The sequence below is a fragment of the Sphingomonas sp. RS6 genome (assembly GCF_054489705.1).
In genome coordinates, this window is sequence record NZ_JBTMWM010000003.1 from 88,947 (window position 1) to 106,968 (window position 18,022).

General features: G+C 66.3%; 15 protein-coding genes. 11 read left to right on the plus strand and 4 right to left on the minus strand.

What is annotated here, in order from left to right:
* The first annotated feature begins 55 nt into the window (after positions 1–55).
* Positions 56–988 (plus strand): lipoyl synthase, encoded by a 933-nt coding sequence (lipA, locus tag ACX40Y_RS07645; RefSeq protein ID WP_459118960.1) that lies wholly within the window; start codon positions 56–58, stop codon positions 986–988.
* Positions 988–1,482: a type II toxin-antitoxin system RatA family toxin gene (locus tag ACX40Y_RS07650; protein ID WP_459118961.1), complete on the plus strand. Its 495-nt coding sequence runs from the start codon at positions 988–990 to the stop codon at positions 1,480–1,482. The genes lipA and ACX40Y_RS07650 overlap by 1 nt, the downstream gene beginning before the upstream one ends.
* Here ACX40Y_RS07650 and ACX40Y_RS07655 read toward each other — a convergent pair.
* Both ACX40Y_RS07655 and ACX40Y_RS07660 read right to left on the minus strand, forming a co-directional pair.
* Positions 1,410–1,943 carry a CinA family protein gene (locus tag ACX40Y_RS07655; protein WP_459118962.1) on the minus strand — a complete coding sequence of 178 codons (534 nt, stop codon included), beginning with the start codon at positions 1,941–1,943 and terminating at the stop codon, positions 1,410–1,412. The two genes, ACX40Y_RS07650 and ACX40Y_RS07655, sit on opposite strands and share 73 nt — an antisense overlap.
* Before the next feature lie 53 nt (positions 1,944–1,996).
* On the minus strand, positions 1,997–3,151 hold the full coding sequence (locus tag ACX40Y_RS07660; protein ID WP_459118963.1) for a bifunctional 2-C-methyl-D-erythritol 4-phosphate cytidylyltransferase/2-C-methyl-D-erythritol 2,4-cyclodiphosphate synthase: 1,155 nt from the start codon (positions 3,149–3,151) through the stop codon (positions 1,997–1,999).
* A 142-nt stretch (positions 3,152–3,293) separates the two neighbouring features.
* Between ACX40Y_RS07660 and dusB the strand changes: the two genes are divergently transcribed.
* The 7 genes from dusB to hflX all read left to right on the plus strand — a co-directional run bounded on the left by dusB (position 3,294) and on the right by hflX (position 12,469).
* Positions 3,294–4,292 carry a tRNA dihydrouridine synthase DusB gene (gene dusB, locus ACX40Y_RS07665; protein ID WP_459118964.1) on the plus strand — a complete coding sequence of 333 codons (999 nt, stop codon included), beginning with the start codon at positions 3,294–3,296 and terminating at the stop codon, positions 4,290–4,292.
* A complete protein-coding gene (locus ACX40Y_RS07670) occupies positions 4,268–5,377 on the plus strand; it encodes a two-component system sensor histidine kinase NtrB (protein WP_459118965.1) in 1,110 nt (369 codons plus the stop codon). Before dusB ends, ACX40Y_RS07670 begins: the two co-directional genes overlap by 25 nt.
* Positions 5,374–6,819, plus strand: a complete 1,446-nt coding sequence (gene ntrC / locus ACX40Y_RS07675; protein WP_459118966.1) for a nitrogen regulation protein NR(I) — start codon at positions 5,374–5,376, stop codon at positions 6,817–6,819. Before ACX40Y_RS07670 ends, ntrC begins: the two co-directional genes overlap by 4 nt.
* A 99-nt stretch (positions 6,820–6,918) precedes the next feature.
* Positions 6,919–9,168 (plus strand): sensor histidine kinase NtrY-like, encoded by a 2,250-nt coding sequence (locus ACX40Y_RS07680; protein ID WP_459118967.1) that lies wholly within the window; start codon positions 6,919–6,921, stop codon positions 9,166–9,168.
* A complete protein-coding gene (ntrX, locus tag ACX40Y_RS07685; RefSeq protein ID WP_459118968.1) occupies positions 9,165–10,544 on the plus strand; it encodes a nitrogen assimilation response regulator NtrX in 1,380 nt (459 codons plus the stop codon). The genes ACX40Y_RS07680 and ntrX overlap by 4 nt, the downstream gene beginning before the upstream one ends.
* 136 nt (positions 10,545–10,680) lie before the next feature.
* On the plus strand, positions 10,681–11,172 hold the full coding sequence (hfq, locus tag ACX40Y_RS07690; RefSeq protein ID WP_459118969.1) for an RNA chaperone Hfq: 492 nt from the start codon (positions 10,681–10,683) through the stop codon (positions 11,170–11,172).
* A 7-nt stretch (positions 11,173–11,179) separates the two neighbouring features.
* Positions 11,180–12,469, plus strand: coding sequence for a GTPase HflX (gene hflX / locus ACX40Y_RS07695; protein WP_459118970.1), 1,290 nt, complete (start codon positions 11,180–11,182; stop codon positions 12,467–12,469).
* 95 nt (positions 12,470–12,564) lie between these two features.
* On the opposite strand, the gene mazG is transcribed toward hflX, so the two are convergent.
* Both mazG and ACX40Y_RS07705 read right to left on the minus strand, forming a co-directional pair.
* Positions 12,565–13,320: a nucleoside triphosphate pyrophosphohydrolase gene (gene mazG / locus ACX40Y_RS07700; protein ID WP_459118971.1), complete on the minus strand. Its 756-nt coding sequence runs from the start codon at positions 13,318–13,320 to the stop codon at positions 12,565–12,567.
* A gap of 85 nt (positions 13,321–13,405) precedes the next feature.
* Positions 13,406–14,737: an MFS transporter gene (locus tag ACX40Y_RS07705; protein ID WP_459118972.1), complete on the minus strand. Its 1,332-nt coding sequence runs from the start codon at positions 14,735–14,737 to the stop codon at positions 13,406–13,408.
* Between the two features lie 116 nt (positions 14,738–14,853).
* Here ACX40Y_RS07705 and cyoA point away from each other — a divergent pair, with 116 nt between their 5' ends.
* Both cyoA and cyoB read left to right on the plus strand, forming a co-directional pair.
* Entirely contained in the window at positions 14,854–16,011 is a 1,158-nt protein-coding gene (gene cyoA, locus ACX40Y_RS07710; RefSeq protein WP_459118973.1) for a ubiquinol oxidase subunit II, read from the plus strand.
* A gap of 6 nt (positions 16,012–16,017) precedes the next feature.
* Positions 16,018–18,018, plus strand: a complete 2,001-nt coding sequence (gene cyoB / locus ACX40Y_RS07715; protein WP_459118974.1) for a cytochrome o ubiquinol oxidase subunit I — start codon at positions 16,018–16,020, stop codon at positions 18,016–18,018.
* Positions 18,019–18,022: the final 4 nt, after the last annotated feature.

Below are 18,022 nucleotides of genomic sequence, written 5' to 3' on the forward strand. Positions count from 1 at the left end.
AGGGTTGCATTTTCCGGGACTGGCGAAATGTCGTGCGGCGCTCTATCTGCCCCCCATGAACGAGCAGACTCCGCTGGCCCGGCCCGAACGCCTCCGCAAGCCCGACTGGATCCGCGTCAAGGCGCCCACGTCGGAAGGGTTCGCCAAGACCCGTGCGCTGATGCGCGCAAAGAACCTCGTCACCGTGTGCGAGGAAGCGGCGTGCCCGAACATCGGCGAGTGCTGGACCAAGAAGCATGCGACGGTGATGATCCTCGGCGACGTGTGCACGCGTGCCTGCCGCTTCTGCAACGTCAAGACTGGGATGCCGCGCAAGGTCGACCCGCTGGAGCCGCAGCATGTCGCAGAGGCGGCGGTGCAGATGGGCCTCGAGCATATCGTCATCACCTCGGTGGACCGTGACGATCTGCCCGACGGCGGCGCGGGGCAGTTCGTCAAGGTGATCGAGTCGATCCGCGCGGCCAGCCCGGGCACGACGATCGAGATCCTCACGCCCGATTTCCGCAACAAGCACGAGGCCGCCGTCGAGGCGATCGTCGCGGCGCGGCCGGACGTGTACAACCACAATCTCGAAACGGTCCCGCGCCTCTATCCGACGATCCGACCGGGCGCGCGCTATTATGCGTCGCTGCGCCTGCTGGAGATGGTCAAGAAGCTCGACCCGTCGATCTTCACCAAGTCGGGCATCATGCTCGGCCTCGGCGAGCAGCGGCTGGAGGTCCATCAGGTGATGGACGACATGCGTTCGGCCGACATCGATTTCCTGACGATGGGCCAGTATCTTCAGCCGACGCCGAAGCATGCCAAGGTCGAGGAATTCGTGACGCCGCAGGCATTCCAGGCCTATGGCGCGATCGCGCGGGCCAAGGGCTTCCTCCAGGTCGCCTCTTCGCCGCTCACGCGGTCCAGCTATCATGCGGGCGACGATTTCGCGGAGATGCGCGCCGCGCGCGAGGCCAAGCTGGCGAAGGCGGGTGCCAAGGCCTGATGCCCAAGCACAGCGAGACACGGCAACTGCCCTATACGCCGGAGCAGATGTTCGATCTGGTCGCGGATGTCGCGTGCTATCCCGAGTTCCTGCCCTGGGTCAGCGCGATCCGCGTCCGCTCGGACGGCGAGACCCAGATGGTCGCCGACATGATCGTCGGGTTCAAGGGGCTGCGCGAGACGTTCACGTCGAAGGTCGAGAAGCACCGGCCCGATCGGCTGCATGTCGACTATGTCGATGGTCCGCTCAAATATCTGAGCAACGACTGGCAGTTCCGCCCCGACGGCCAGGGTGGCTGCCTCGTCGATTTCTGCGTCGACTTCGCGTTCAAGAACCGTGTGTTCGAGATGCTCGCCGGCCAGGTGTTCGATCGCGCGCTTCGCAAGATGATCGGCGCGTTCGAGGCGCGCGCGGCGACGCTTTACGCGTCGTCCTCGGCCTCATCCTCCGATTCGCGCGGCATCAGCAGTTCGAGCGCGCACAACGCCGCCTGAAGCCGGACGCCGCCGCGCCCGTCATTCTCGAAATGACGCGCATCGGCGACGACGTCGTCGGGATCGCGCCCGCGGATCGCACGCGCGAACACCACCGTTCCCACCGGCTTCTTCTCGGTGCCGCCATCCGGCCCGGCAATGCCGGTGATCGCGACGGCGACATCGGCCTGGGTGCGGTGGAGCACGCCCTGCGCCATGCTCCAGGCGACGGCGATCGACACCGAGCCAAAGGTCTCCAGAACGTCCCTGCTGACCTTCAGTACCTCCATCTTGGCTTCGTTCGAATAGGTGACGAAACCCGCTTCGAACACGTCGGACGAGCCGGGCAGTTCGGTGAGTGCCGCGGAGACCAGGCCGCCCGTGCAGCTTTCGGCAACGGCGATGCGGCGCCCGAGCGCGCGGTTCGCTTCCAGCACCTTACGGGCCGCTTCGATCAGTTGGGGGGGAAGAATCGTATCCATAATGCCTAAGCCCTTGCCACCGGCGAGGCGGCGTTACGAGTCTGTTCGTGCCGTCAGGGCGTCCCGGGCACGCGTACGGTGGCGACCGCCTGTGCCGCCATTCCTTCGCCGCGGCCGGTGAAGCCCAGCCGTTCGGTGGTGGTCGCCTTCACGCTCACCTGATCGACCGATAGTCCGACAATCGCCGCGATCGACGCGCGGATGGCCTCGCGGTGCGGCCCGATCTTGGGCGCTTCGCAGACCATGGTCAGGTCGATGAAGTCGATCACGCCGCCCGCGACATGGATCATCGCCACCGCATGCTCGAGGAACCGTGCCGATGCGGCGCCACGCCATTGGGGGTCGCTCGGCGGGAAGTGCATGCCGATATCGCCGGCGCCGATCGTGCCGAGCAGTGCATCGGTGATCGCATGGAGCGCGACATCGGCGTCGCTGTGCCCCGAAAGCCCCTGATGGTGCGGGATGCGCACGCCACCGAGCCACAGCGCCTCGCCCTCGGCGAAACGATGGACGTCATAGCCGGTCGCGGTGCGGACGCGCATCGCCGCCGCCAGCCTCGCCTCAGCCGCTGCAAAGTCGGCGGCGTGCGTGATTTTCTCGAGCATCGAATCTCCGGGAACAATCGTGACCTGATGACCAGTGTCGCGCACCATCTGCGCGTCGTCGGTGGCGTCGCGATCCGCCGGCCAGGCGCGATGGGCGGCAAGCACCGCGTCGAACGAAAAGGCCTGCGGCGTCTGCACGCGGTACAGACCGTCGCGCGGAACGGTATCGCCCATCCTGCCATCGAAGCGCACCAGCGTGTCGGCGACCGGCAACGCAGGGAACGCACCATCATGCGCATCGAGCGTCGCGAGCAGATCGTCGATCACATGGGCCGGCAGGAACGGGCGGGCGGCGTCGTGGATCAACACCCGGGCAAAGCCGCCAGCGACCAGCGCCTCCAGGCCGCTGCGAACCGACTCCCGCCGCGTCGCGCCGCCGGTGACGAACGGGATGGTGCCCATCGCCGCTTCCAGCAGCGCTTCCTGGCCTTCGCCGATCACGGTCAACACCGCATCGATTCCGGGATGGACGGCAAGCGCCTGATGCGAATAGGCGAGCAGCGGCTTGCCGCCGAGCGGCGCATATTGCTTGGGCACATTGCCCCCGGCGCGGGTGCCGCTGCCGGCGGCGACGATGATCGCGGCGGTCCTGAACTCGGTCATGCCGGTGCGCCTAGCGAAGTTTGATGGCAGGGGGTAGGGCCGGAGCCGATCGGCAATGGTTCGTCACTGTCGCGGATTCCTGTTTGCCTTGCCCTTGGCAGCCGGGAACGCTACATCGCGTGCCTGATTTTCAGGCAGAATGATGAGCGAACTCGCCCCCATCCAGATCGGCCCCGTCCGGGTCGAAGCCCCCGTGTTGCTTGCGCCGATGACCGGCGTGACCGACCTGCCGTTCCGTCGCGCGGTGCGACGCCATGGATCGGGCCTCAATGTGACCGAGATGATCGCCAGCGCCGCCGCGATCCGCGAGACCCGCCAGTCGATCCAGAAGGCGGCCTGGGACCCGATCGAGGAGCCGGTGTCGATGCAACTGGTCGGCTGCACCCCGCATGAGATGGCGGAGGCGGCCAAACTCAACGAGGATCGCGGCGCATCGATCATCGACATCAACATGGGCTGCCCGGTCCGCAAGGTGACGAACGGCGATGCCGGATCGGCACTGATGCGCGATCTCGATCATGCCGGCTCGATCATCCGCGCCTGTGTCGACGCGGTTCGCACGCCGGTGACCGTCAAGATGCGGATGGGCTGGGATCATGACAGCCTCAACGCGCCCGAACTCGCCCGCATCGCCCAGGATCTCGGCGCGAAGCTGGTGACGGTGCACGGCCGCACCCGCAACCAGATGTATCGCGGCAGTGCCGATTGGCGGTTCGTGCGCCGCGTGAAGGAGGCGGTGTCGATCCCCGTCATCGTCAATGGCGACATCTGTTCGGTGGCGGACGCACGCGAAGCGCTCGCGCAGTCGGGCGCGGACGGCGTGATGATCGGACGCGGTGCTTATGGCAAGCCGTGGATCCTGCGCCAGGTGATGGATGCGCTGACCGGCAAGGGCGAGCGCCCGGATCCGTCGATCGAAGAACAATATCGCGTGATAACTGAGCATTACATCGAAACGCTCAGCCATTATGGCAACGAGGTGGGCGTCAACATGATGCGCAAGCACCTTGGCTGGTACACCAAGGGGCTCAATGGCTCCGCCGAATTCCGCAACAAGGTCAATCAGGTCGCGGATCACGTCCGGGTGCTCGACATGCTGGCCGAATTCTACGCACCGTGGCGTTCACGCGCGGCAGCCTGAGGCGCTCTGGCGGGCGCACCGTGGACGGGCCGGGCTTCGCCGAATTGTTCGGCGCGCTGCCCATCGCGGTGCTCGTGGTCGATCCCGACGGGCTGATCGCGCATGCCAATGCCGCGTGCGAACTGCTGCTCAACCATAGCGAGACGAGCATGTTGCGCCAGCCGCTGGCGAGCATTCTGGTGGCGCCTTCGGATGATGCCGCGCGGCGCGACGGGCGCGGGTTTGCGGCGTTCGACACCGAGATCGAGGCGGTTCGCGGCGCGCGGTTCCGGGTCGACTTTATCGAGGCACAATTGGCCGATCATCCCGGCTGGCGGATCGTGACGCTGCATCATGCCCCGCATGCCCGTCGCATGGCCCAGGGGCTCGATCGGGGCGCCGGTGCGAGAGCCGCGGTGGGCGCGGCGGCGATGCTGGCCCACGAGATCAAGAATCCGCTTTCCGGTATCCGGGGCGCGGCGCAGCTCCTGCAAAGCGGCGGCGATGCGCAGAGCAATGTGGAACTCACGCGGCTGATCACGACCGAAGTCGATCGGATCGCCGCCCTGATCGATCGGATGCAGGACTTCACGGACACGCGGCCGCTGCAACTCGTGTCGACCAACGTCTATTCGCTGCTCGATCATGCCCGGCGCGTGGCGCTCGCGGGGTTTGCCCGCGAGATCGTCATCGAGGAGCGGTTCGATCCGTCGCTGCCCGATGTGCTGATCGACCGCGACGCGTTTCTGCAGGTGCTCCTCAATCTACTCAAGAACGCGGCCGAGGCGCTGAAGACGGTTGCGGAGCCGCGCATCATCCTGTCGACGGCCTATCGCCACGGCATGTCGGTCAATGCCGGGCCGGGGCAGCCGCGGCGGCCGCTGCCGATCGAGATCATGGTGGTCGATAACGGACCGGGCGCGCCCGAGGACATCGCCGAGCATCTGTTCGAGCCGTTCGTCTCGGGCAAGCCCGAGGGCAAGGGGCTCGGGCTGCCGCTAGTCGAGAAGCTGGTCAACGCGATGGGTGGAATCGTTCAATATGCGCGTGAGCGCGAGCCGGAGGTCACCGTGTTTCGCATCCTGTTGCCGCGGGCCGGCGCATGAGCCTGCCCGGCACCATCCTGGTCGTCGACGATGATGCGGCGATCCGCACCGTCGTCGCCGCCGCGTTGAAGCGCGAGGGGCACCGCGTCGCGACCGCCGGCAGCCTCGCTGAGCTCAATACGATGCTGGTCGACGGATTGCCCGACGTTCTGGTGACGGACGTCGTGCTGCCCGATGGCAATGGGCTCGATCTCGTTGCAGGGCTCACCGCCGAGAACCCGTCGCTGCCGGTGATCGTCTTTTCCGCGCAGAACACGCTTGCCACGGCGGTGCGCGCGACCGAGGTGGGCGCATTCGATTATCTGCCCAAGCCGTTCGATCTGGACGTGCTGACGCAAGCGGTGAAGAGCGCGCTCGCGCGCGGCCGGCGCCGCCCCGCCGAAGCGGCGGAGGACTCGCATGGCGGGGGACTTTCGCTGATCGGCCGGTCGCCGGCGATGCAGGAAGTCTATCGAGTGATCGCGCGCGTCGTGTCGAACGAATTGACGGTCCTGATTTCGGGCGAATCGGGCACCGGCAAGGAACTGGTCGCGCGCGCGATCCACGATCTCGGGCCGCGCCGCCGAGCGCCCTTCGTCGCGCTCAACATGGCGGCGATCCCGCGCGAACTGATCGAGGCCGAGTTGTTCGGCCATGAACGCGGCGCGTTCACGGGGGCGCAGGCCCGCGTCGCCGGCAAGTTCGAGCAGGCCGCCGGCGGCACGCTGTTCCTCGACGAGATCGGCGACATGCCGATGGACGCGCAGACGCGGCTGTTGCGCGTGCTCCAGTCGGGCGAATTTACCACCGTGGGCGGGGCGCGCACGATCCGCGCCGATGTCCGCATCGTCGCCGCCACCAACAAGGAACTCGCCCAGCTCGTCCAGATCGGCCAGTTTCGCGAAGACCTTTTCTACCGCCTCAACGTCGTGCCGATTGCCTTGCCGGCGCTTCGCGAGCGACGTCAGGACATTGCGCTGCTCGCCCGGCATTTCCTCGAACGGGCGGCAGAAGACGGGCTGCCGCGAAAGCAACTCGACAAGGACGCGGTCCTGCTGCTCGAGACGCTCGAATGGCCCGGCAATGTCCGTGAGCTCGAAAATCTGATGCGGCGGCTGGCGGCGCTTTCGCGCGACGAGTGGATCGATGCCGATGCGCTGCGGCGTGCGCTGGGCGACGGTTCCACCGCCGCGCCGCCGGTTCGCGACGCCGGCATCGAAGCGGCGATCCGTGGTCGGTTGGAGCGGATCGCGATCGAGGAACCGAAGACGCTGGACGACGGCACCCTCTATGAGCGGATCATCGCGGAGGTCGAGCGGCCGCTGATCGAGGCGGTGCTGGCGCGCCACCAGCAGAACCAGCTTCGGGCCGCGCGGGCGCTCGGCATCAATCGGAACACGCTGCGCAAGCGGCTCGACACGCTCGGCATCACCACGGCAGGGCGGGGTGTGGGCTCGGACTGAGCGGAACCGCTGCGACGAGGGGTGCGCTATGGCCGGCCGGTTACACTCGGTCGATATTATGTGTTCTTTCGGCCACAATCTCGTTGTATCCAGACCGCAATGGACGGTTTGACCGAGACACCGCCGGAGGGATCGCTTGCGACATCGCGCCACGACGCGGTGGTCCGCATTGCCGAACTTGCCGTGGTCGCGTTCGCACTGGCGACGCCGGTCGCCACCTATCGGTTCGTCGTCGCCCAGGCGCATCAGCAATTGTTCAGTCCAGGCGTTGCGGCGCTGCTGCTGCTGGTCAATCTGGTGCCCTATGTCGCGCTGATCGTGCTGATCGGCCGGCGCGTTGCGCTCCATCGCACGGCGCGCTCGGCGCTGGCCGGGGGTGGCAAGCTTCATGTCCGCCTCGTTGCGGTGTTCACGCTGATGGCCAGCGTGCCGATCGTGCTCACCGTAATCGCCGCATCGGTGATGTTCCAGTCGGGCATCCAGCTTTGGGGATCGGAGCGCGCGCGCAGTGCGCTCGAATCAACCCAGGCGCTGGCGAACGAGGGCAAGGCGCTGGTGATCCAGCGCTGGACGGGCGAGGCGCGCCAGATGGTCAGCGATATGCTCGAAACCTGGCCCAAGGTACCGGAGGGATCGCCGGCGTTCGAGGATTGGTTCCTTCGCCAGACCTATTTCCGCCAGTTCTTCCAGTCGGTGCTGTTCCGCGTCGTCGATGGCAAGCGGGCCGAGGCGCTGTACGCCTATGAAGCGCCGGCCGCAGCGGACTTTACCCGCCGGGTCTCGGGCAATGTGCTCAAGGTGCTTCGCAACGAGGACCGCTACACCAATTATGATTCGGAAATGGTGTGGGTGGTGACGCCGGTCGATCGTTCGGCAAACCTGTTCCTCTATGTCGCGACGCCGAACAATGTCGATTTCCTCAATCGCCAGAACCTCGCTTCCGATCGGATCGGCAACGAATATTCGGCGCTGATCGCACGGTCGCGGTCGCTCCAGCTTCGGTTCAACGCGATCCTGTTCGGCGTCGCGCTGCTGATCGTCGGCATCGCGACCTGGATCGCGCTGGCGGTGGCTGACCGGCTGGTACGGCCGGTGAACCAGCTCGTCACGGCGGCGCGGCGGGTGGCGGACGGCGACCTCAGCGCGCGCGTGCCGACGCCGCAGCGAACCGACGAGATTGCGACGCTCGGCATCGCCTTCAACAGCATGACCGAGCGGCTGGGCGAGCAGACCAATGCGCTCGTCACCGCTAATGCCCAACTCGACAGCCGCCGCGCGCTGATCGAGGCGGTGATGTCCGGCGTGTCGGCGGGCGTGATCTCGATCGCGGCCGATCGCAGCGTCCGGCTGATCAATGCCTCGGCCAAGGCGCTTCTCCGCCAGAATGCCGAGGATCCTGTCGGCCAGCCGCTTGCCGCGGTCGCGCCCGAACTCGACACGCTGCTGGTCAGCGGCGCGCGCGAGGGGGTGGTGCAACTCGTGACCGGCGGCGAGGCGCGGACGCTCGCGGTCAAGGTGACGTCGGACGAGGGCGGGCAGGTGCTGACCTTCGACGACATCACCCAGCAGCTCAACGACCAGCGTCGCGCGGCATGGTCCGACGTCGCGCGGCGGATCGCGCACGAGATCAAGAACCCGCTCACCCCGATCCAGCTGGCCGCCGAGCGGCTTCAGCGCCGCTATGGCAAGCAGGTCGATGCGGGCGACGGCGTGTTCGCGCGGCTGACCGAGACGATCGTTCGCCAGGTCGGGGATCTCAGGCGGATGGTCGACGAATTTTCCTCGTTCGCGCGAATGCCGAAGCCGCTGTTCCGCAGCGAGTCGCTGCTCGACATCGCTCGCCAGTCGATGTTCCTCCACGAAGTCGCCCATCCCGCGATCCGCTTCACGCTCGACGCGCCCGATCCCGCGCCGCCTCTGGTCTGCGATCGCCGCCAGATCGGCCAGGCGCTGACCAACGTCGTCAAGAACGCGGTCGAGGCGATCGAGGCGCGCGAGGCCGGTGCGCCGCCGGGGGAGATCCATCTGGTGATCGAGCCCGAGACCGATGGCCGCATTTTGCTGACGCTTTCGGACAATGGCGTCGGCCTGCCCGTGGAGCGCGACCGGATCGTCGAACCCTATATGACGACCCGCAGCCGCGGCACCGGCCTGGGCCTCGCGATCGTCAAGAAGATCGTCGAAGAACATTTCGGCACGATCAGCTTCGCCGACCGCCCCGGCGGCGGCACCTGCGTCACTTTGTGTTTCGATACGACCATGCTCGCCAGCGTCAGAACCGACGACGCTGCCGCGGGCGCCAACGACCTGCGCCCGGCGGCGTTAACTAGAACCGGAACAAAATCATGAGCCTCGATATCTTGGTTGTCGACGACGAACGCGATATTCGCGAGCTCGTCGCGGGCGTGCTCGAGGACGAAGGGTACGACACCCGCGCGGCCGCAGACAGCGATTCCGCGCTGGAGGCGATCGCCGAACGGCGCCCGAGCCTGGTGTTGCTCGATGTCTGGCTGCAGGGTTCGCGGCTCGACGGGCTGGACCTGCTCGACGAGATCAAGCGCCGCGACCCGTCGATCCCGGTGCTGGTCATCTCCGGCCATGGCAATCTCGACACTGCCGTCGCGGCGATCCGGCGCGGCGCCGCCGACTTCATCGAAAAGCCGTTCGAGGCCGAGCGTCTGTTGCTGATGGTGGCGCGCGCGACCGAGACCGAGCGGCTGCGGCGCGAAGTCGCAACCCTTCGCGCGTCCGCCGGACGCGACACCGATCTGATCGGCGCATCGAGCGCGATCAACACCGTGCGCGCGACACTCAAGCGCGTCGCCGCCACGGGGAGCCGCGTGCTGATCACCGGCGGCGCCGGCGTCGGCAAGGAAGTCGCGGCACGGCTGCTGCACGGCTGGAGCCAGCGCACCGAGGCGCCGTTCGTTATCGTCAGCGCTGCCCGCATGACCCCAGAGCGCGTCGAAGAAGAGCTGTTCGGCGTTGAGGAAGGCGGCGATCTGGTCCGTACCGGCCTGCTCGAACAGGCGCATGGCGGCACGCTGTTCCTCGACGAGATCGCCGACATGCCCGTCGCGACCCAGGCGCGGATCCTGCGCGTGCTGACCGACCAGAGCTTCAACCGCGTCGGCGGCACCCGCACGGTGAAGGTCGATGTTCGCGTGGTTTCGGCGACGGCGCGCGACCTGATGGCCGAGATCGCAGCAGGCCGTTTCCGCGAAGACCTCTATTACCGACTGAACGTCGTGCCTGTGGCGATCCCGCCGCTGACCGAGCGCCGCGAGGACATCCCGGTGCTGGTCGAGCATTTCGTCGCGCACTATGCCTCCGAACGCCGCGTGCCGACGCCCGAAATCGCACCCGATGCGATGGTTGCGCTGCAAAGCTATGACTGGCCGGGCAATGTCCGCCAGCTGCGCAACGCAGTCGAGCGCACGGTGATCCTGGCCCCGGGCGACCGGATCGGCCGGATCGACATCGACCTGCTGCCGCCCGAAGTGCTCGGCCGCCCCGGCGAAAGCGGCAGCAGCGTCGCATCGAGCGCGATCATGGGTTCGCCGCTGAAGGAGGCCCGCGAGAGCTTCGAGCGCGAATATCTGCGCGTCCAGATCCGCCGATTTTCGGGCAATATCTCTCGCACCGCGAGCTTCATCGGGATGGAGCGATCGGCGCTGCACCGCAAGCTGAAGCTGCTGGGAATCACCGACACGCGCGAGGACTGAGCGAGCGTTTGAGCGCCGCTATGGACGTCGCGCCGCCGACCGCCTAGATTGGCGGCGGCGCCAAGGTGGCGCCACCCGACGCCGGGAACGGCGCGCCGCGGGACAAATCCCGCCAAGAATAGAAGGAGCCCTTGTGGTGGCTGAAAAGCAAACCTCGCTTCAGGACCTGTTCCTCAACTCGCTGCGCCGGTCGAAGGTGCCGGTGACCATGTTCCTCGTCAAAGGCGTCAAGCTGCAGGGCATCGTCACCTGGTTCGACAATTTTTCGGTGCTGCTCCGCCGCGACGGCCAGTCGCAGCTGATCTACAAGCACGCGATTTCGACGGTGATGCCGTCTGGCCCGGTGGATATCGCCGCGCTGCTCGATGCCGCGGGCGAGCATCAGCACAAGAATCCCGTGCTTCAGGAAATCTTCCTCAATGCTGTGCGCAAGGCGGAAGAGAATGTGACGATGTTCCTCGTCAACGGGGTGATGCTTCAGGGCCAGATCGCCGCGTTCGACCTGTTCTGCATGCTGCTCCAGCGCGAGGGCATGGCCCAGCTGGTCTACAAGCACGCTGTTTCGACGATCCAGCCCGCGCACCCGCTCAACCTCGCCGACGAAACCAATAGCGGCGACGACGATTGACGTTCGCATGAGCACAGGTTTCGAGCGCGACCCCGACGAATTCGCGCGGGGCGCACGCGCGCTCGTCGTCTATCCCGATATGGGCGCAAGCTCGCGGGATGCCGAGGCAAGGCTGGAGGAAACCGCCGGGCTTGCCGCGGCGATCGGCGTCGACGTGGTCGAGCGCGTCGCGGTCCGGCTGCGCCAGCCAAAGCCCGGCACGCTGATCGGATCGGGGCAGGTGGACGCGCTGGCCGAAACGGTGCGCGACGGTGAGTTGCAGCTCGCCGTGTTCGACGCGGCGCTGACGCCGGTGCAGCAGCGCAACCTTGAAACCGCGCTCGGCTGCAAGGTGATCGACCGCACCGGCCTGATCCTCGAAATCTTCGGCGAGCGTGCCCGCACCGCGGAAGGCCGGTTGCAGGTCGAACTCGCGCATCTTGACTATCAGGCGGGCCGGCTGGTGCGCAGCTGGACCCATCTGGAGCGGCAACGCGGCGGCTTCGGCTTCCTCGGCGGCCCGGGCGAAACCCAGATCGAGGCCGACCGCCGGCTGATCCGCGATCGGATGGCGCGGCTTCGGCGTGAGCTCGATCAGGTGAGCCGTACCCGCACGCTGCACCGCGACCGGCGCCAGCGTGCGCCGTGGCCCGTGGTAGCGCTGGTCGGCTATACCAATGCCGGCAAGTCGACGCTGTTCAACCGGCTGACTGGCGCCGGGGTGATGGCGGAGAACCTGCTGTTCGCCACGCTTGACCCGACGCTACGTCAGATTTCGCTGCCCGGTATCGACAAGGCGATCCTGTCCGACACGGTTGGCTTCGTCTCCGAACTGCCGACCCAGTTGGTCGCCGCGTTCAAGGCGACGCTGGAAGAAGTGGTGTCGGCCGATCTGCTGATCCATGTCCGCGACATCGCCCATCCCGACAGCGAGGCGCAGCGGGCCGATGTGGAGAAGGTGCTGGAGGAAATCGGCGTTTCGCCGCAGACGCCGCGTTTCGAGGCATGGAACAAGCTCGACCTGCTGGACGACGAACGGCGCGAGGAAGCGTTGGCGGATGCGGCGCGGCGACCGGACGTTCGGGTGATTTCCGCGCTGACCGGCGAGGGCGTCGACGCTCTGGTCGAAGGCGTCGCGGCACGGCTGACCCAGGGGCATCGGCGATACACGCTGCGGCTCAATCCGGCGGACGGCGCGGCGGCGGCATGGCTGCACCAGCATGGCGAAGTGATCGACCAGCATATCGAGGACGATCAAGCGGTGTATGAAGTGCGGATGGCGCCGCGCGATTATGAGCGGTTCGCGACGCGGGGCTAGTCTCCGCCGCACCTTCGTTCATCCTCATCCTTCCGCGGTTTCGCTGCTCGCTACCCCCTTTGGGGGAGCGGGGAGGGCGAGGGTGACCGACGCCCTCAGCCGCCTCGCTTCACCGCCTGCCAGAGCGCTTCCTTGCCCTCCAGATCCAGCCCGAGAAAGGCTTCGCCGGCGCGTTCCTCCATCGCCTTGAAGCGGCGCTCGAACTTGCCGTTGGCTGCGCGCAGGGCCGCTTCGGGCTCGATGCCCAGCTTGCGGGCATAATTGACCACCGCGAACAGCAGGTCGCCCACTTCTTCGGCGCGATGGGCGTCGTTTTCGGCGGCATCGACTTCGTCGAGTTCCTCGAGGATCTTCGCGCGGGCGTCCGCCGGATCGGGCCAGTCGAAGCCCGTGCGCGCGGCGCGCTTCTGGAGCTTTTCGGCGCGGAGCAGGGCAGGCAGGCCGATCGCCACGTTGTCGAGCGCGCTCGAGGCGCCCTTGGCGTCACGCTCCTCGGCCTTGATGACTTCCCAGAGGTGATGGCCGCCCTCGGCAACGTCGCCGAAAATATGGGGATGGCGCCGCTCCATCTTGTCGCTGATCGAGGCGACGACATCGGCGAGGGCGAATTGGCCCGATTCCTCGGCGATGCGGCTGTGAAAGACCACCTGGAGCAGCAGATCGCCGAGCTCGTCCTTCAGCTCGGCAAGGTTGCCGCATTCGATCGCGTCGGCGACTTCATAGGCTTCCTCGATCGTATAGGGGGCGATCGTCTCGAACGTCTGGGCAACGTCCCACTCGCAGCCGCGATCGGGGTCGCGCAGGCGAGCCATGATGGCGACGAGGCGATCGATACCGGTGGGGGAGGTCATGCAACAGCTTCCTTGCGCAGCGCGGGACGGCCACCGCCGTCCCGTGCAACGACCGGGCGGCGCATGCAAGCCGCCCGGTGCCCGCTCAATCGAGCCGGCGGGCAAGTTCCTTATTGAGATAGAGCGCGATCAGCGTCGCCGCCGCGCCCGAGAGCAGATAGCCGCCGGCGGCAAGCAGGCCGAAATTGCTAGCGAGCAGCAGCGCGGCGAGCGGCGCGAAGCCGGCGCCGAACAGCCAGGCCAGATCGGAGGTGAGCGCCGCCCCGGTATAGCGTGCCCGCTTCGGGAAGTTGCTCGTCACCGCGCCCGAGGACTGGCCGAACGACAGGCCGAGCAGGATGAAGCCGACGACCATGAAGATCGACTCGCCAAGGCCGCCGGCGCTGAGCAGCTGCGGCGCGAAACCGGAAAAGGCGGCGATCGCGGCGGCGGTATAGCCGAGCAGCGAGCGACGCCCGATCCGGTCCGCCAGAATTCCCGAGATCACGATCGCGACCACGCCACAGGCGGCGCCGCCCATTTCGATCAGGAGGAAGCGAGTCAGGCTCTCTTCGGTGTAGAGCGACACCCAGGACAGCGGGAACACGGTGACCATGTGGAAGAGCGCGAAGCTGGCCAGCGGCGCGAAGGCACCGAGGATGATGTTGCGCCACTGCGCCTTGATCGTCGCGGTGACGCGTGAAGGCGTGAGCTCGCGGCTTTCGAACAGCTTCACATATTCGGGCGCGACGACCATTCGCAGCCGCGCGAACAGCGCGACGACGTTGAGCGCGAAGGCGACGAAGAACGGATAGCGCCAGCCCCAGGACATGAAGTCGGCAGGCGCCAGCAGCGCGTGGAAATAGGCGAACAGGCCGCTCGCCACGATCAGGCCGAGCGGGGCGCCGAGCTGAGGCACCATCGCATACCAGCCGCGCCGGTCCGCGGGCGCGTTGAGCGCGAGCAGCGAGGCGAGGCCATCCCACGCACCGCCGAGCGCGAGACCCTGGCCGACGCGGAACAGCGCAAGCAGCACGGCGGACCAGAGGCCGACCTGGGCATAGCCGGGCAGGAAGGCGATCGACACGGTGGACGTGCCGAGCAGGAACAGCGCGAGCGTCAGCTTCGCACCGCGGCCGTGGCGTCGATCGATCCGCATGAAGATCTGCGTGCCGATCGGGCGGGCGATGAAGGCGAGGGGGAAGAGCGCGAAGGACCAGAGCGTGCCGGTCACGCGATCGAGATGCGGGAACACCAGCGCCGGGAACACCAGCACCGACGCGATCGCATAGACGAAGAAGTCGAAAAATTCGGACGTTCGCCCGATGATCACCCCGATGGCGATATCGCCGGGGCGGAGATGATCGTCACCCTTGGAGGTGTTGATCAGGCGGGCGTCATGTTCGATTTGAGTCGAACCGAGCGATGCATTGGCCATGGGATACCTGTACTGCAAAGCTTTGGGAAAAGCACCTAGGGAAAGACGCGAGTTGCAGCCATGGGACAAATTGTCCTATTTCGCACCCGCAGAACGATCCCTAACTCGCGGCCGCTATGTATCGATCCATACCCACTTTGCGTCGGGCAACTTTCCGGTTGCCGGCGATCCTCGCCACATTCGCGGCGCCGGTCCTGCTGGGCGGGTGCGACATGGTCGTGATGAACCCCGCAGGCGACGTCGCCCGGCAACAGGCCGACCTGATCCTGTGGTCGACCTTTCTGATGCTGCTGATCATCGTTCCGGTGATGATGCTGACGGTGCTGTTTGCGTGGAAATATCGCGCCGGAAATCGCGCCACCGAATCCGATTACGACCCCGAATGGGATCATTCGACGCGGATCGAACTCGTGATCTGGTCGGCGCCGCTCCTGATCATCATCGCGCTGGGCGCGATCACCTGGCTGGCGACGCACAAGCTGGATCCCTATCGCCCGCTCGACCGCATCGCGCCGGGCAAGCCGATCGCGGCGGATGCGAAGCCGCTCGAGATCCAGGTCGTCTCGCTCGACTGGAAGTGGCTGTTCATCTATCCCGAGCAGGGTATCGCCACCGTCAACGAACTGGTGCTGCCGACCGACCGCCAGGTGCGGTTCCGGCTGACTTCCTCGTCGGTGATGAACACCTTCTATGTGCCGGCGATGGCGGGCATGATCTACACCATGCCGGGCATGGAGACCAAGCTCCACGCGGTGATGAACAAGGCGGGCACGTTCGAAGGCGTGAGCGCCAATTACAGCGGCGCCGGGTTCTCCGACATGCGCTTCCCGACGATCGCCACCGATGCTGCCGGCTTCGACCGCTGGGTCGCGCAGACCAAGGGCGTCGCCGGTCGCCTCGACGGCGCCACCTATCTCAAGCTCGAAGCGCCGAGCGAGAAGGTGCCGATGATCCGCTATGGCGCGGTGGACAACGGCCTGTTCGATCGCATCGTCCAGATGTGCGTCCAGCCCGGCACGCCGTGCATGGGCCATATGGACGGGCATTCGATGAAGGGCCACGGCGCGCCGGTGCCGCCGGTCAACAATCATCCCGGCCACGGCGCCGAGGGCGCGCTGATGAAGGCGCCCGACGAGATCGAGAACAGCCCCCATCTGACGCATCCGCATGGCGAGCCCGCGGGCAAGACCGCGCCCGGCAGCGATGCGAACCGTAATATGACGAGCGTCGATCGTCCGGTATCGCCCGGCCGCCCGACCGCGCGCAAGGCGTGAGCACCCATGTCTGACACAGCAACTTCCCTGATCTTCGGCCGGCTCTCGCTCGAGAGCCTGCCGCTGCACGAACCGATCGTCGTCGCGACCTTTGCCGCGGTGGCGCTCGGCGGCGCCGCGCTGGTCGGCGCGCTGACCTATTTCCGCGTCTGGGGCTATCTCTGGAAAGAGTGGTTCACCAGCGTCGATCACAAGCGGATCGGCATCATGTACATGGTGCTGGGCCTCGTCATGCTGCTGCGCGGCTTCGCCGACGCGATCATGATGCGCCTCCAGCAGGCGATGGCGTTCGGCCCGAACGAGGGCTATCTGAACGCGCACCATTACGACCAAATATTCACCGCCCACGGCGTCATCATGATCTTCTTCGTGGCGATGCCGTTCGTCACCGGCCTGATGAACTATGTGGTGCCGCTGCAGATCGGCGCGCGCGACGTCAGCTTCCCGTTCCTGAACAATTTTAGCTTCTGGATGACGGCGGCGGGCGCGGCGATCGTGATGGCCAGCCTGTTCGTCGGCGAGTTCGCGCGCACCGGCTGGCTGGCGATGGCACCGCTTTCGGGGCTCGATTATTCGCCCGATGTGGGGGTCGACTATTACATCTGGGCATTGCAGGTGGCCGGCGTCGGCACCTTGCTGTCGGGCGTCAACCTGGTCGCCACCATCGTCAAGATGCGCGCGCCGGGCATGGGCCTGATGAAGATGCCGGTGTTCACCTGGACCGCGCTGGCCACCAACATCCTGATCGTCGCCGCCTTCCCGGTGCTGACCGCGGTGCTGGCGATGCTCAGCCTCGACCGCTATGTCGGCACGCATTTTTTCACGAACACCGCCGGCGGCAACCCGATGATGTACGTGAACATGATCTGGATCTGGGGCCACCCGGAAGTTTACATCCTGATCCTGCCGGCGTTCGGCATCTTCTCCGAAGTCACCTCGACCTTCTCGAGCAAGCGGCTGTTCGGCTATACGTCGATGGTCTACGCCATCCTGGTCATCACGATCCTGTCTTACCTCGTCTGGCTCCATCACTTCTTCACGATGGGCTCGGGCGCGAGCGTGAACAGCTTCTTCGGCATCACCACGATGATCATCTCGATCCCGACGGGTGCGAAGATCTTCAACTGGCTGTTCACCATGTACAAGGGTCGCATCCGCTTCGAGCTGCCGATGATGTGGACGATCGCGTTCATGCTGACCTTCGTGGTCGGCGGCATGACCGGCGTGCTGCTCGCGGTGCCACCTGCGGACTTCGTGCTGCACAACTCGCTGTTCCTGGTCGCGCACTTCCACAACGTGATCATCGGTGGTGTGCTGTTCGGCCTGTTCGCCGGCATCAACTACTGGTGGCCCAAGGCGTTCGGCTTCAAGCTCGACAAGAAGTGGGGCCTGGTGTCCTTCTGGTGCTGGGTCGTGGGCTTCTGGGTCGCGTTTACCCCGCTCTACATCCTGGGCCTGATGGGCGTGACCCGCCGTCTGCGTCACTTCGAGGATCCGAGCCTGCAGATCTGGTTCGTGATCGCCGCGATCGGCGCCGCGATCATCGCCGTCGGCATCGCCGCGTTCCTGATGCAGATCTTCGTCAGCGTCCGCAATCGCGAGGCGCTGAAGGACGAGAGCGGCGATCCGTGGAACGCGCGCACGCTGGAATGGGCGACCTCGTCGCCGCCGCCGGACTATAACTTCGCCTTCACGCCGGTGATCCACGACCTGGATGCGTGGTACGACATGAAGTCGAAGGGCGCGGTGCGGCCGGTGAACGGCTTCTTGCCGATCCACATGCCGAAGAACACCGGCGCCGGCATCATCCTGGCCGGCCTGTCGATGGTCTGCGGCCTGGCGATGATCTGGTACATCTGGTGGCTCGCCGCAGCCTCGTTCGTCGGCCTGATCGTCGCGGCGATCGTCCACACCTTCAATTACGACCGCGATTTCTACATCCCCGTGGAGACCGTGACCGAAACCGAGAATGCGCGCACGCAGATGCTGGCGCGGCTGGGAGCATGACGCG

What these genes read in the sequence shown, in the direction of transcription:
- lipA (WP_459118960.1), top strand. Translation starts at nt 56, where the DNA reads ATGAACGAGCAGACTCCGCTGGCCCGGCCCGAACGCCTCCGCAAGCCC.
- ACX40Y_RS07650 (WP_459118961.1), top strand. Translation starts at nt 988, where the DNA reads ATGCCCAAGCACAGCGAGACACGGCAACTGCCCTATACGCCGGAGCAG.
- ACX40Y_RS07655 (WP_459118962.1), bottom strand. Translation starts at nt 1,943, where the DNA reads ATGGATACGATTCTTCCCCCCCAACTGATCGAAGCGGCCCGTAAGGTG.
- ACX40Y_RS07660 (WP_459118963.1), bottom strand. Translation starts at nt 3,151, where the DNA reads ATGACCGAGTTCAGGACCGCCGCGATCATCGTCGCCGCCGGCAGCGGC.
- dusB (WP_459118964.1), top strand. Translation starts at nt 3,294, where the DNA reads ATGAGCGAACTCGCCCCCATCCAGATCGGCCCCGTCCGGGTCGAAGCC.
- ntrC (WP_459118966.1), top strand. Translation starts at nt 5,374, where the DNA reads ATGAGCCTGCCCGGCACCATCCTGGTCGTCGACGATGATGCGGCGATC.
- ACX40Y_RS07680 (WP_459118967.1), top strand. Translation starts at nt 6,919, where the DNA reads ATGGACGGTTTGACCGAGACACCGCCGGAGGGATCGCTTGCGACATCG.
- ntrX (WP_459118968.1), top strand. Translation starts at nt 9,165, where the DNA reads ATGAGCCTCGATATCTTGGTTGTCGACGACGAACGCGATATTCGCGAG.
- hflX (WP_459118970.1), top strand. Translation starts at nt 11,180, where the DNA reads ATGAGCACAGGTTTCGAGCGCGACCCCGACGAATTCGCGCGGGGCGCA.
- mazG (WP_459118971.1), bottom strand. Translation starts at nt 13,320, where the DNA reads ATGACCTCCCCCACCGGTATCGATCGCCTCGTCGCCATCATGGCTCGC.
- ACX40Y_RS07705 (WP_459118972.1), bottom strand. Translation starts at nt 14,737, where the DNA reads ATGGCCAATGCATCGCTCGGTTCGACTCAAATCGAACATGACGCCCGC.
- cyoA (WP_459118973.1), top strand. Translation starts at nt 14,854, where the DNA reads ATGTATCGATCCATACCCACTTTGCGTCGGGCAACTTTCCGGTTGCCG.
- cyoB (WP_459118974.1), top strand. Translation starts at nt 16,018, where the DNA reads ATGTCTGACACAGCAACTTCCCTGATCTTCGGCCGGCTCTCGCTCGAG.